At 41.3% G+C, this 13218-nt stretch carries 13 protein-coding genes and 1 tRNA gene; 10 read left to right on the top strand and 4 right to left on the bottom strand.

What is annotated here, in order from left to right; genetic code table 11:
- The first annotated feature begins 6 nt into the window (after positions 1-6).
- Entirely contained in the window at positions 7-1065 is a 1059-nt protein-coding gene (locus ABJV04_RS14695) for a cyclase family protein (protein ID WP_348492311.1), read from the top strand.
- Positions 1066-1734: 669 nt separating this feature from the next.
- Here ABJV04_RS14695 and ABJV04_RS14690 read toward each other — a convergent pair.
- From ABJV04_RS14690 to mutY, 3 genes are all read right to left on the bottom strand, one after another.
- A tRNA-Phe gene (locus tag ABJV04_RS14690) sits at positions 1735-1810 on the bottom strand.
- A 176-nt stretch (positions 1811-1986) separates the two neighbouring features.
- Positions 1987-2259: an oxidative damage protection protein gene (locus ABJV04_RS14685; RefSeq protein ID WP_348492310.1), complete on the bottom strand. Its 273-nt coding sequence runs from the start codon at positions 2257-2259 to the stop codon at positions 1987-1989.
- A 21-nt stretch (positions 2260-2280) separates the two neighbouring features.
- The gene (gene mutY / locus ABJV04_RS14680) at positions 2281-3342 is read right to left on the bottom strand and encodes an A/G-specific adenine glycosylase (protein WP_348492309.1); all 1062 of its coding nucleotides are present in this window, start codon (positions 3340-3342) and stop codon (positions 2281-2283) included.
- A gap of 80 nt (positions 3343-3422) precedes the next feature.
- Between mutY and ABJV04_RS14675 the strand changes: the two genes are divergently transcribed.
- The 8 genes from ABJV04_RS14675 to arcA all read left to right on the top strand — a co-directional run bounded on the left by ABJV04_RS14675 (position 3423) and on the right by arcA (position 11072).
- A complete protein-coding gene (locus tag ABJV04_RS14675) occupies positions 3423-4130 on the top strand; it encodes an alpha/beta hydrolase (RefSeq protein WP_348492308.1) in 708 nt (235 codons plus the stop codon).
- A gap of 142 nt (positions 4131-4272) precedes the next feature.
- Positions 4273-4992 (top strand): tRNA (guanosine(46)-N7)-methyltransferase TrmB, encoded by a 720-nt coding sequence (trmB, locus tag ABJV04_RS14670; RefSeq protein WP_348492307.1) that lies wholly within the window; start codon positions 4273-4275, stop codon positions 4990-4992.
- A complete protein-coding gene (locus ABJV04_RS14665) occupies positions 4992-6032 on the top strand; it encodes a methyltransferase (RefSeq protein ID WP_348492306.1) in 1041 nt (346 codons plus the stop codon). The genes trmB and ABJV04_RS14665 overlap by 1 nt, the downstream gene beginning before the upstream one ends.
- 159 nt (positions 6033-6191) lie before the next feature.
- The gene (gene glgA / locus ABJV04_RS14660) at positions 6192-7610 is read left to right on the top strand and encodes a glycogen synthase GlgA (RefSeq protein WP_348492305.1); all 1419 of its coding nucleotides are present in this window, start codon (positions 6192-6194) and stop codon (positions 7608-7610) included.
- Positions 7604-7966, top strand: a complete 363-nt coding sequence (locus ABJV04_RS14655; protein ID WP_348492304.1) for a hypothetical protein — start codon at positions 7604-7606, stop codon at positions 7964-7966. The genes glgA and ABJV04_RS14655 overlap by 7 nt, the downstream gene beginning before the upstream one ends.
- A 164-nt stretch (positions 7967-8130) precedes the next feature.
- Positions 8131-9774, top strand: coding sequence for an ATP-binding protein (locus tag ABJV04_RS14650; protein ID WP_348492303.1), 1644 nt, complete (start codon positions 8131-8133; stop codon positions 9772-9774).
- A 3-nt stretch (positions 9775-9777) separates the two neighbouring features.
- A complete protein-coding gene (locus ABJV04_RS14645) occupies positions 9778-10305 on the top strand; it encodes a YfiR family protein (protein WP_348492302.1) in 528 nt (175 codons plus the stop codon).
- A 62-nt stretch (positions 10306-10367) separates the two neighbouring features.
- Positions 10368-11072, top strand: a complete 705-nt coding sequence (gene arcA, locus ABJV04_RS14640; RefSeq protein ID WP_348492301.1) for a two-component system response regulator ArcA — start codon at positions 10368-10370, stop codon at positions 11070-11072.
- Positions 11073-11191: 119 nt separating this feature from the next.
- Here the strand turns inward: arcA and pmbA are convergent, their stop codons facing one another.
- Positions 11192-12523 carry a metalloprotease PmbA gene (pmbA, locus tag ABJV04_RS14635; protein ID WP_348492300.1) on the bottom strand — a complete coding sequence of 444 codons (1332 nt, stop codon included), beginning with the start codon at positions 12521-12523 and terminating at the stop codon, positions 11192-11194.
- 88 nt (positions 12524-12611) lie between these two features.
- Between pmbA and yjgA the strand changes: the two genes are divergently transcribed.
- The gene (yjgA, locus tag ABJV04_RS14630) at positions 12612-13121 is read left to right on the top strand and encodes a ribosome biogenesis factor YjgA (RefSeq protein WP_348492299.1); all 510 of its coding nucleotides are present in this window, start codon (positions 12612-12614) and stop codon (positions 13119-13121) included.
- Positions 13122-13218: the final 97 nt, after the last annotated feature.

Raw genomic sequence — 13218 nt, 5'->3', positions numbered from 1 at the left:
TGAAACATGACACATACAAACAAAACCATATCACTCAAAAAGACCCTTTCCGCATTATTCGTAGGAATTTCTCTCACCTGCGCTTCTCTGAATTCACTAGCGGCTGACGAAACTTATATTGATAAATTATTGGCAGATGCCCCAAAAAACTGGGGGAAGTGGGGTGAAGACGATCAAATAGGCGCATTAAACTATTTAGATGAAGCACAAGTGAAACGTGGCGTAAAGGCCATTCAATCTGGTGAACGTTTCACATTACAACTACCTATGATCCATGGTGTAGGTCCAGTCTTCCCCGGTCGTGTGCCTGTGATGCATTTTATGGCTCAAGATGAAGGTATTTATTCATCGAATAAATCAGAACCTTTAAGTGGTGGTATGAAGTATTCGGATGATGCAGTGTTTATGTACCTGCAAGGAACGACCCATATGGATGCCCTGGGTCATGCTTGGTACTCAGATAAGGTCTACAACGGAAAGTCATCTGATACTACTGTGCATGGCCACGACTACGTAGACATTGCTCACTTAGGCGATGTAGGTGTAGCTGGACGAGGTATATTGATCGACGTGGGCCGATACAGTGGTGATAAAAACCATCGCCTAGCACCGGGCACTTGCGTGACCTTAGACGATATTAAAAACACCGCCAAAAAACAAAAGTTAACCATCGAAAAGCGCGATATTTTAATGATAAGAACTGGTTCAATGGGGCGGTTCTACGACGAAAATGACAAACAAAATTGGACAGCCTTAGACGAGCCAGGTTTATGTTACAGCGCGGAACTAGTGCAATGGATCGCCGATATGGAAATTCCCGTAATTGCAGCTGATAACTTAGCTGTTGAATTAGCCGCGCAAAACGTGAATGGTAACGACATGGTTATTCCTCTGCACGGTGCGCTAATCAGAAACTTAGGTGTTGTATTAACTGAGTTATATTGGCTTGATGATTTAGCTGCTGATTCCGCTGAAGATGGCCAATACAGTTTCTTCTTCTCAGTTGCTCCTTTAAAAATGAAAGGTGGCACCGGCTCTCCAGTTAATCCTATGGTTATTAAATAACCAACAAATAAAACCACGGGGCAAACCTGCCCCGTACCCAATTTTCATCGCATTTTTAAATGGGCACTTTGCCTAAGAGCCAGGTAACACAGATAACAGTGCCTTTAATGGCAACGGTTTCTGCTGAATATTCAAATATTAAAGGGGAAAATCATCAAGGCGGCGCAATTAAAAACCAAGTAGATAGTCTAGGCGCTGTTCTCAGCTTTTAAACTATAAAACACCCTTTCTCTTCTTCTGAAACGAAAAAGCCCCGAACATTTCTGTTCAGGGCTCTTGGAATAAATGGTGCCTCGACCCGGGATCGATACGCACGCGCAGCAGCGGGACACGACGCGTGGCTCTGGTTCGAACCTTTCTCTTACCCTGAAACGAAAAAGCCCCGCATTTTCATGCAGGGCTCTTGAAATAAATGGTGCCTCGACCCAGGATCTATACGCACGCGCAGCAGCGGGACATGACGCGTGGCTCTGCTTCGAACCTTTCTCTTCCCCTGAAACGAAAAAGCCCCGCATTTTCATGCAGGGCTCTTGGAATAAATGGTGCCTCGACCCGGGAGCGATACGCACGCGCAGCAGCGGGACACGACGCGCGGCCCTGGTTCGTCGCTTTCCCTTCCGTTGAAACGAAAAAGCCCCGAACATTTCTGTTCAGGGCTCTTGGAATAAATGGTGCCTCGACCCGGGATCGAACCAGGGACACGCGGATTTTCAATCCGCTGCTCTACCAACTGAGCTATCGAGGCACTGACTTTACGTCAAATCACAACACTAAAAAGTATACTTGGTAGCGCCGTGGGTGCGTATTAAACGGATTCTTGGCTATCAAGTCAACCGATTTTTAATAAATTTTTAGTTTTACGGTCTGTTTGCTCGAAAACCCAGCAAATAGGCCTCTATTTAATCAGTATTTTAGTTTAATTTACGCTGAAGGTGGAACGTACCCTTCGATATCAGGTTCTTTTCCTTCGAACAAATAGCCAACCATTTGCTCTTCTAAAAATTTTCTCGCTTGGGGTTCCATCATATTCAACTTATTTTCGTTAATTAGCATAGTCTGTTTTTTTTGCCATTCAGCCCAAGCTTCTTTGCTAATGTTATCGAATATTTTTTTACCGATTTCGCCGGGATATAGTTGGAAATCCAACCCATCACTTTCTTTTTGAAGTTTTTGACAGAAAACTGTTCTACTCATAATGCTATTCCAAAATTTCTATTAAAGATTTTTCCGTAGTGTACTAAAAAGTTTAAGGGTTGGCGCAGCTAATCCCACTTTTGCAGGTTTATTTAAGTCATACCAAAGGGTTTCTTGTTCTTCAACTCTTCCAACGGGTGGTTTATTTAGGTGCATCAATACTGGTGTAATATCAAGGTGAAAGTGGCTGAAGGTGTGGCGGAATTCTTCAAGTGGTTCAATCTGGATATCGCCTAAGGCTAAGTTTTGAGCTTTGCTTTGGGCATCGTGTAAAGTTTCTGCTTCATATAAACCAAATAACCCTCCCCAAATTCCCGAAGCGGGACGTTTATATATAAGTACCTGCCCCTGCCAGATGGGTAATAGCATAACTGTGGTTCGCACCGGCGTAGTTTTCTTCGGCTTTTTAGTGGGTAACTCAGCTTGAGCACCTTGGGCAAAAGCCAAACAGGTTGTTTGCACCGGACAGGCATCGCAGTTAGGTTTAGAACGGGTACACAAAGTTGCGCCCAAATCCATGATGGCTTGGGTATACAGCCCAGTGTCCGTGCTCGGTGTTAAATCATCTGCGTATTGCCATAGCTGTTGCTCGATTGCCTTGCTGCCTGGCCATCCATGGATCCCGAAATAACGAGTAAGTACTCGCTTAACATTACCGTCGAGAATACTGATAGGTTTGCCACTGGCTATCGACAGCACAGCGCCTGCGGTGGAACGTCCAATTCCAGACAGAGATACCATGCCCTCTAAGGTGTCAGGAAATTCACCTGAATAGAGATCGCGAACAGTCTGCGCGGCCTTGTGTAAATTCCTAGCCCGTGCGTAATAACCTAACCCTGTCCACAGATGTAAAACATCATCAACAGGTGCATTCGCAAGTGCTAGCACATCGGGAAACCTTTGCATGAAACATTGGTAAAACGGAATGACCGTTTTCACCTGAGTTTGCTGCAGCATAATTTCAGATACCCAAACTCGATACGGGGTTTTGTCCTGTTGCCAAGGTAGGTCTTTCCTACCGTGTTGATGGTACCAAGTAAGCAGTTTTTGACTAAACGTCGAGTCAATTGTTGGACTTTGCATATTACCTTTGATTGATTTAGCGGTTTTCACGCACTGGGTTTGTTATGATCATACTAGAATTTTATTGAAATAGATTAATCATGCTTGAAATAACCACTCCCACTATATTTTTTCCCGGTACTTTATGCGATGAACGGATTTGGATGCCGGTGTGGAAACAACTGAATATCGCCCAGCGTAGCTATGTGCCCTTGCAGTGGGCTGATACGTTAGAGCAGATGCAAGCCTTGAGTGCTGATCGTATCAATAGCTTTGAATCCAAAGTACATTTGGTCGGCTATTCTATGGGTGGCTACATTGCCGCCTTAACAGCCTTGCAATTTCCAGATCAAATCGCGTCACTAACACTCGTTGGATACTGTCCTGACGGACTCAGTGCTCAGGAAATTCTGCAACGTAAAATGCTGATTAAAACCATAGAGAATAAAAAACCTGTGGCCATGAACAACGCTAGACTGGCTCATTTCTTTACGCCATCCGAAATGCAGAATTCCGATTTAGTTAATATTGTGAAAGAGATGGAAAGCGACCTCGGCCCCAGCGTGTTAAAAGCCCACGTACAATCTACAACGCCACGACCGGATCTTTCTACAAAACTGCAATCTAGTCGCTTTCCACTGCACTTTATTGCTGGGGAAGTGGATCAAGTAGCCCCCGCGAAACCGATACAAGATTTAGCAGCTTCAATATCACAGGCTGATTATAATCAGATCGACGCAACTGGGCATATGATGCTTGTTGCTCAACCCGAAGCAGTGGCAAAACAGTTAAGCAAACTACTAGGCTAAATTTGATAAACCAGTAAATTGCCTCAACCTATGTAATTACAAGGTTTCAGCTAGTGCGAATGTTGATTCTGAGGTAAAATACCGCGCGTTTTTAGCACACACTTTTTAGATAATCATTTTATAGATAAGAGATAACATTTGCATGAGCCAATTTAAAACTCAAGAAGAAGCCGAAGCAGCAGGCGTATACGTTCAAAAAGTACGCAGCTTTGTTAAGCGAGAAGGTCGTTTGACTAAGGGCCAAGCTAAAGCCCTTGAAGAGTTTTGGCCCACCATGGGGTTGATGCATGCAGATGGGAAACTCGACTTTACCGAAGTGTTTGGTCGCAGTGCACCTGTTGTGCTAGAAATTGGCTTTGGTATGGGCAAGTCCTTGGTTGAAATGGCGGCCAATGAACCAGACAAAGATTTTATAGGCATTGAAGTTCATCGACCTGGAGTGGGCACTTGTATGGCAGAAGCCAATGAGCAGGGTGTCACAAACTTACGGGTATTCGAACATGACGCGGTAGAAGTACTAGCCGATTGTATTGCCGATGAAAGCCTTGATAGATTGCAACTTTTCTTTCCCGACCCTTGGCACAAAAAACGTCATCACAAGCGCAGAATAGTACAACCAGAGTTTGTCCAAAAACTTCGTAGCAAATTGAAAATCGATGGTGTTTTCCATATGGCTACGGATTGGGAAAACTACGCTGAGCACATGCTTGAAGTGATGCAGACTGCCGAGGGTTTTAAAAACTTGTCAGAAAATCAAGATTATGTGCCTCGACCTGATAACCGACCACTAACCAAATTTGAGCAACGTGGTCATCGTCTTGGCCATGGTGTGTGGGATCTGATGTTTGCGAGGGTAAACTAATGTTATCTCCCACCAGCCAAGTATTGGTGCGTAACAAAGAAATATTCGAGCAAGGGAAATGGGTCTTTGTTAACCCACCTGAAGCTGATATTTTTGCAGCCTTAGATAATCCAGACATATTAGGCTTCCATCAGTTTTATGATGTATTTCAGCAGTGCCCCCAAAATAACAAACACCTATTTTCGGCACACTACCCCGTTGTTGCAACTGAATTAAATAAGCAAGGTTCAAATAACGAACCCTTTGATGGCGCAGTGATTTACATGCCTAAGTCGAAAGAACAGGCGGCATTTTTAATTGCCAACATGGCGGCATGCGTTAAAGCCGGTGGGAATATCTATTTAGTTGGAGAAAATAAATCCGGTATTAAGAGTGCCGATAAGTTGTTTGCCAAAGTTTCGCAACGCATAAACAAAATAGACTCAGCTCGCCATTGCAGTTTGTACTGCGCACTCATAGAAGATAGTCACAGTTTCGATGTTGAAAACTTTGTTCAATACAAAGAAATTCAGATCAACAACACTCAATGCAAAATTGCTTTCTTGCCCGGCATCTTTAACGCAGGAGCACTAGATCCAGCCAGCAAACTGTTAATTGAAAACTTGCCTGAAAAGCTCTCAGGAAAAATGTTAGATTTTGCATGTGGTTCAGGGGTAATAGGCTGTTTTGCGGCAAAGAATAACCCTGAGATAACCCTTACATTAAGCGACGTAAGCGCCTTAGCAATTTATTGTAGCCAACTCAGTTTAGAAGCTAATAATCTTAAAGGTACTGTGATCGCCTCCAATGGTTTAGCAGAGGTAAGTCACAAATTTGATACTGTGTTAACTAATCCACCTTTTCATACTGGGATAAAAACTGATTACAGCGTCACAGACAAATTTATTAAAGAAGTGAAGTTTGCTTTGCTTCCTAAAGGCACATTGATGTTGGTAGCCAATCGCTTCTTACCCTACCCAGATATCATTAAAGATTCGCTACCGACGCTTTCCACAGTGGCACAAACATCAAAATTTAACCTTTACAGAGCGCAAAAATAGAATACAGTTATTAGTATAAACTAATTATCTAGAGCAACTGAGGTGACTACCCTATACGGGCTTGTCCCTTGCTACACAGTTAGGTGGTCATGTAACCTGCTATCTGAGCTAAAGTAACGCTAGCGTTGTTCTCAAGTTTACGAATTGGAGAAATAAATATTGAAGATTCTTTTTGTTGTTTCAGAAGTAGAAGATTTAGCTAAAACAGGTGGCTTGGCTGATGTGGCAAAAGCATTGCCCATAGAGTTAAAAAAATTAGGGCATGATGTCGTCATAGTGATGCCTTATTACAAGCTTTTAGCTGATAAATTTGATGCTCCAATAGTTGCCTCCGAAGGTATTGTTTCCAGTAACAAAACGTATTCATTTAACGTTCGCCAAATTCATATTCAAGATGTACCCGTTTTTTGTGTGGATTTTCCTGAGTATTTTCATCGTGACGGTTTTTATACTGACGGTTATCATGCTTTTGCCGACAACGCACAACGTTTCGCGTTTTTCGCTGATGCCGCGTTAGCAACCAGTCGCGCAATTAATTTCCAACCGGATGTTGTGCATTGTAATGATTGGCACACAGCCTTAACCCCTTACTTTTTGAAAACCGATAACAGTGGATTTTTTGCCCACAGTAAATCGGTGTTAACTATCCACAATGGTGCTTTTCACGGTACACATCGCTTGGATGAAATTCCTTATGTTAGCCATCATGATGCGCTGCACAGCCAATTAGATGGAGACGCGTTAAACTTTCTTCGAATTGGCATCCGTTACGCGGACAAAATTAATACCGTGAGTCCCAACTATGCACAGGAACTGCTTACAACCTTGGGCAGTCACATGTTGTATAACGAATTCTCGGCTCGACGAAACGATGTATCAGGGATTTTAAATGGCTGTGATTACAGTCAGTGGGATCCGGCTACAGACCAATATCTTCCAGCTAATTTTGATGTTAACAATCCAGCTGGAAAAGCAGAATGTAAACGCAAATTACAGGAAACCGCAGGTTTCGCTGAAAAATCCGACGTGCCTTTAATTGGTATGGTTTGCCGTTTAACCGAACAAAAGGGCTTCGGTTATATATTGCCCATTCTAGAAGATCTATTACAACACAATGTCCAACTCCTTATTGTTGGAACAGGTGACCCTTCTATAAGTGAAGTGCTGCATAGACACGCTCAAATACACCCTGATAAGTTCATTTTCATCGAAACATTCAGTGTTGAGTTGGCACATTTATTAGAAGCAGGCAGTGATTTCTTTCTTATGCCTTCACTATTTGAGCCTTGCGGCTTAAATCAGATGTACAGTTTGGCATATGGGACTATTCCTATTGTTCGCGCTGTGGGCGGTTTAAAAGATACGGTGATTGATGTTATTCATCAGCCAGATATTGCTACTGGATTCGTATTTGAACACCCAGATAGCTCTGCTTTGCTTGGGTGTATCTATCGGGCACTACTCCATTTTTATGAATACCCTGATAGCTTCAATCAAATGAAATTAAGAGGGATGAACACACGATTTACTTGGCATCAAGCCGCTTTGGAATATGAGGCGCTTTATAAGTCATGCTGAGAAATTTTAGCCTCTGTCTAGTGGGTAAGTTAAACCGCCTTTTACTGGCAATCACGTTTTCTTGTTGCTTAATTTTTGCGGTTAATGCACAAGAAAACTTGCCTGATAAGTGTATTCAACTGCCTGAACGTACTAGCGTGTGCCCTAACATTTTGTATAAGCGATCTCCCGTTGATATCCCACAATTTGAGGTTAAAGAGGGAGAGATGGTGTGTATTTGTATGGCTGATTTTAACTCATTACGCATAGCTGCAAGTGATGATGCAGGCAAAGTAGATCAAATGGTCGCACTAACTAGAGCATCCGTAAAATTGAAGATCGATGAAAAAACGCTACTTGAAGTAATTCGAAAGTAGTTTGCTAAGTACAGTTATGGAGAAATAACTGATAAAAATACATGTTTAGCCCAAGCTATTTAAATCTTTCCACTTTTATTGGACTAAGTGTTTTCTTTTAAAACAATTTATATCACTATAATCCTTAGTGGTAAAATTGCCACAAACTAAGACTGATTATCTTTATGCTAACTGGCGGAAAAAACTTATCTTTAAAAACCCTGATTGTTTGGGTGGTTATGGCCATCACAACGTTAGCCCTCGTTGTTACCTCTAGTATTTCTTTAATTAATCAAATCGCTAATTACAAAAATGAACTCATTCAGCAGGTTGTACTTTACGCTGAGATTATCAGTAACAATGCAATGGCTAGTTTAGAGTTCGATGACGAATCAATTGAGAAAGAAAATTTACAAATTTTAAAAGCAGCAGACTTTATCGAGGCTGTTTACATATACAAAAAAGTAGAAGGGCAAGAGCCTACCTATTTCACCAGCTACAACCGTTCCGATCAAGCTCCTACTCCTATGATGTGGGATAGGTTTGACGCTTTAGAAACGCCCACGCAAATAAAAGATGCATTTGAGTATGTGAAAACTATCGAAATAGATAATGAAGTAGTGGGATATGTTTATCTGCGTGTATCCGCAAAAATATTAAACGACTTGATTGCCAGCTCAATATTAACTACCTGTGCGGCGCTGGTAGTCATACTGGTAATTTGTTACTTACTGACGTTACGTCTACAAAAAACCTTAGCCACACCAATAATTAATCTTGCAGCAATAGTACAACGGGTATCCAGGCAACGAGATTACAAAGGGCGTGCAGAGGCAACCAACATCAAAGAGCTGGATATATTGGGCTCTGCTTTTAATGATATGCTCGATCGCACCCAGCACTATTTGAAAGAAAGGGACTTTGCTGAAGAAGAACAACAGAAACTGCATGCCAGTCTAGAAGAAAAGGTACAACTACGAACAGTGGCGTTGAAAAAGGCCAACCAAGAGCTTATTGAAACATTAGAAAAACTGCATCAATTCCAGAGGCAGATGGTCCAAAATGAAAAAATGGCATCCCTTGGAGATATGGTTGCAGGTGTTGCCCACGAAGTTAACACGCCAATTGGTTTAGGTGTTACAGCTTCTACAATGATGTTAGATCGGCTTAATCATATTGAAACTGAGTTCGAAGCTAAAACCTTAAAAGCCAGCACCCTGTCGAAGTTCATAACCGAGGGGCAAGAAAACCTAAATATCATTTATCGCAATTTAAACCGAGCAGCTGAACTGATTTCCAGCTTTAAACAAGTGGCAGTTGATCAATCAAGCGAAAATAATCGAATATTTTCGGTGGCAAAGTTGATAGATGAAATATTGATGTCTATGCGTCCTAAGCTAAAAAAATACAATCACGTGATTGATATTCATTGCCCTACAGATCTATACATAGAAACCAAAGCGGGCCCAATAAACCAGATTATTATGAACTTAGTGATGAATTCAATCATTCATGGCTTTGAGTTTACTGATAAAGGTAGAATTGATATCTATATCGATATGGCCTCAGAAAATAAAATCAGAATTCGTTATTTAGATGACGGAAAGGGTATTCCTGATCCCCTTAAAAAACGTATTTTTGATCCTTTTGTAACCACTAAACGAGGCCAAGGTGGCAGTGGTTTAGGCATGCATTTAGTTTATAACTTAATAACCCAAGCATTAAATGGCTCTATCACCATCACCAGTGAAGAAGGCAAAGGCGTTGAATTTATAATCCTTTTCCCAGTGAAAAGAATCGACTCCGCAGCTTTGCCAAAAGGATTTTAATTTATGATCAGCAGAATAATCATTTTCATTATTGTTACCTGGAGTACTATTGTCTACGCACAGAATAATGACTTTGATGTTTCGCCAACGTCTATACGATCGACTTTCTTTTTGCATGTTGTTAATTACTCGGAATGGCAACAAAGATATACCAGTTTGAAGTTTTGCTTGATTGAGCAAGCGTCACAAAAGCACTATTTAATGTTACAAAAATCAGAGTTATTAACCCGCGACAAAAAACAAATAGATTTACAACCCGTAGACAGTTTGTCTTCGGCACTTGAGCAACGTTGTAACTACATATTTGTAGATAAAACTCGTGAGTCCAAAATTTTAGAAGAAGATTTGAAACAAACCAGCTTATCTATTGTCACTATTGGGGAAACTATCAATTTTCTCAACAATGGGGGGTTGGTTAGCCTTGTAGAAGAGTATGGCAAGATAAAAATCTACATTAATAAACAGCAGTATGCTAATTCACCTGTAAAATTTAGCGCTAGACTACTAAAGTATACAAATTTCACTGGATAATAGCCTGATTAATAGATATTTTCTGTTAAACTAATTATATTGAAATAAAACGGATAAAAACAATGACGCCCAATATACTAATCGTTGAAGATGAAGTAGTAACAAGGACTACTTTAAAAAGCTTATTTGAAGCGGAAGGTTACAATGTATTCGAAGCTGAAGATGGCAGCGAAATGCATGACTTTTTCGAAAATAACAACATTAACCTAGTGGTTATGGATATTAATTTGCCAGGAAAAAATGGCCTAATTCTCGCTCGCGAAGTTAGAGACCGTAAAAATGTTGGTTTAATATTCTTAACTGGTAGAGACAACGATGTTGATCGCATTTTAGGATTGGAAATTGGTGCAGATGATTATCTAACTAAGCCGTTCAACCCTAGAGAATTGACTATTCGTGCACGAAATCTTTTAAATAGAACCTTAAGCAATAATGAAGATGACGATTTACCAAGTCGTGTTAGCTTTAATGGTTGGATTTTGGATGGCGACAGCCGTAGCTTAATTTCACCTAGTCAAAACGAATTCCGTCTTCCTCGTAGTGAATTCCGCGCGTTACATTTGTTCCTTAGTAATCCAGGAAAGATCTTAACCAGAGAGCAGTTGATTATGGAAATGACAGGTCGTGAACTGCGTCCTAATGACCGTACTGTTGATGTAACAATTCGTCGTATACGTAAACATTTCGAATCAGAAGTGAACTCTGAAGACTTGATTGTTACCATTCACGGTGAAGGTTACCGTTTCTGTGGCTCTGTAGACATGTAATTAGCTTAGCTAATAATATATAAACAAAAAAAGGGCTTTTTAGCCCTTTTTTATTGTTTACTGAGAAACTAACCACAAAGCACAAAGCACAACAACTATATGACGGCTTTGTTTTATTATTAACTACCCGCCAGTTGCATTTCACTGACTAAGATTGAGCCAGTATGAATGCTCCCCCGAGTTTCAGCCACTGATCCTATGGCAGAAATGTTCATCAACATATCTTTTAAGTTGCCTGCGATGGTAATTTCGTGAACCGGATATTGGATCACGCCATTTTCGACCCAAAAACCTGCAGCACCGCGAGAGTAATCGCCGGTAACAATGTTTACGCCTTGCCCCATCAATTCGGTTACAAGTAGTCCTGTACCCATTTCTTTTAGTAAGGCTTCATCACTATGGCCGGTATGTTTAATCAACCAATTATGTATGCCACCAGCGTGACCATTGGTTTGCATACCTAATTTTCGAGCTGAATAGCTAGTTAACAAATAATGATCTAACACACCTTTATTAACGATAGTCATATCTTCAGTCTTCACACCTTCGTTATCGAAAGGTGAGCTGGCAAGCCCTGATTTAATATGTGGACGCTCTTGTATTTCAAACCAATTTGGTAAAACTTGAGTACCTAAACTATCTAGCAAGAAAGATGACTTACGGAATAAACTACCGCCGCTTATCGCACTGACAAAATGTCCAAGTAAACCTGCTGCCACATCGCGATGGAAAATAACTGGGATTTTAGCGGTTTTCAATTTACGTGCATTTAATCGGCTAAGGGTAAATTCAGCTGCTTCTTTACCTACTTGATCTGCAGGAGTTAACAAACCGGCTTGGCGATTAACCGTGTAACTATAGTCGCGCTGCATATCGCCGTTATCTTCTCCAATAACGACACAACTTAGGCTGTAACGACTGCTTGGATAACCACCAATAAAACCATGACTATTACCATAGACCTTCATACCAATATTGGCGTTATATGAGGCACCATCTGAATTGGTAATTCGAGAATCAAAGCCTAAGGCAGCTTCTTCAGCTAAAATGGCTTGCTGTATGCCGTGTTGAGTATCAAGCTCAATGGGATGATACATATCCAAGTCAGGATAATCATAGGCCATTAAGGCTTCATCCGCAGGACCAGAAAAAGGGTCTTCACTGGTATATTTAGCGATTTCGCAGGCTTTTTCCACTGCTAGAGTTAGCGCACTCATACTTAAATCTGCGGTGGATGCACTGCCTTTACGCTGACCAAAATAAACACTAATGCCCAAACCACCGTCGTTGGTAAACTCGACCGTTTCTACTTCTTTTAATCGAGTCGATACCGAAATCCCCTCGACTTTAGACATGCTAGCTTCCGCATGACTGGCCCCTTTTTGCTTGGCCAATGCCAAAACATCTTCAACTGCTTGTTGAATTTGGGCTAATTGTTGCTCCATTTGCATATAAGACTCACTTTCTTTTCACAACTTTTAATGCTGTGCGGTATTAGCTGGGTTACAATTGGCATAGTGTAACATTAAAGACATTATCATGAGCGATACGAATTTAACCGAAAACGGTCCAGAACAAGAATTTAAGAGCAAAACCCAATTGAAGCAGGAAAGCCTTGCTATTCAGAAATTGGGGGAAGCACTCGTTGAACTAGGCGCAGCTTCGTTAGCCAAAATCCCTATGGATGAAGAGCTGGCCGATGCAGTTGAGTTAGCTCGCAAAATTAATAAGAAAAAAGATGGTTACCGCCGTCAATTGCAGTTAATTGGTAAATTGATGCGTCATCGAGACACCCAACCTATTCAATTAGCCCTTGATCAGTTGCAGTTGGCTCATCGCCAACAAACCAGTAAATTTCATCATGTGGAAGAAGCTAGAGATAAAGTTCTACAGGGTGATAGAGGTATTGATGCCTTAATGAATGAATACCCAGAGTTAGATCGCCAAAAATTAAGACAGCTTTCTCGCCAAGCGAAAAAACAGCAAGAAACAAACAAGCCGCCTAAAGCCGCACGTGATTTGTTTCAATATCTAAAAGAATTCATGTAGGCGGGTACTTTAGCCCCGCGCACTTAAACAAGGCCCACGGGCTGAAGCCCGTGCTACAACTCTGGTGATAAATGCCATTCATCCATTCATTCATGGC

The sequence above is a fragment of the Aliiglaciecola sp. genome, assembly GCF_039982535.1.
GTDB lineage: Bacteria > Pseudomonadota > Gammaproteobacteria > Enterobacterales > Alteromonadaceae > Aliiglaciecola.
Note: the sequence above shows the minus strand (reverse complement) of the source record. Positions and strands in the feature narration are given on the sequence as shown.

Coding starts and splice junctions, on each gene's coding strand:
- ABJV04_RS14650 (WP_348492303.1), top strand. CDS start 8,131: ATGCTAACTGGCGGAAAAAACTTATCTTTAAAAACCCTGATTGTTTGG.
- yjgA (WP_348492299.1), top strand. CDS start 12,612: ATGAGCGATACGAATTTAACCGAAAACGGTCCAGAACAAGAATTTAAG.
- ABJV04_RS14695 (WP_348492311.1), top strand. CDS start 7: ATGACACATACAAACAAAACCATATCACTCAAAAAGACCCTTTCCGCA.
- pmbA (WP_348492300.1), bottom strand. CDS start 12,523: ATGCAAATGGAGCAACAATTAGCCCAAATTCAACAAGCAGTTGAAGAT.
- ABJV04_RS14685 (WP_348492310.1), bottom strand. CDS start 2,259: ATGAGTAGAACAGTTTTCTGTCAAAAACTTCAAAAAGAAAGTGATGGG.
- mutY (WP_348492309.1), bottom strand. CDS start 3,342: ATGCAAAGTCCAACAATTGACTCGACGTTTAGTCAAAAACTGCTTACT.
- ABJV04_RS14665 (WP_348492306.1), top strand. CDS start 4,992: ATGTTATCTCCCACCAGCCAAGTATTGGTGCGTAACAAAGAAATATTC.
- arcA (WP_348492301.1), top strand. CDS start 10,368: ATGACGCCCAATATACTAATCGTTGAAGATGAAGTAGTAACAAGGACT.
- ABJV04_RS14645 (WP_348492302.1), top strand. CDS start 9,778: ATGATCAGCAGAATAATCATTTTCATTATTGTTACCTGGAGTACTATT.
- ABJV04_RS14655 (WP_348492304.1), top strand. CDS start 7,604: ATGCTGAGAAATTTTAGCCTCTGTCTAGTGGGTAAGTTAAACCGCCTT.
- ABJV04_RS14675 (WP_348492308.1), top strand. CDS start 3,423: ATGCTTGAAATAACCACTCCCACTATATTTTTTCCCGGTACTTTATGC.
- trmB (WP_348492307.1), top strand. CDS start 4,273: ATGAGCCAATTTAAAACTCAAGAAGAAGCCGAAGCAGCAGGCGTATAC.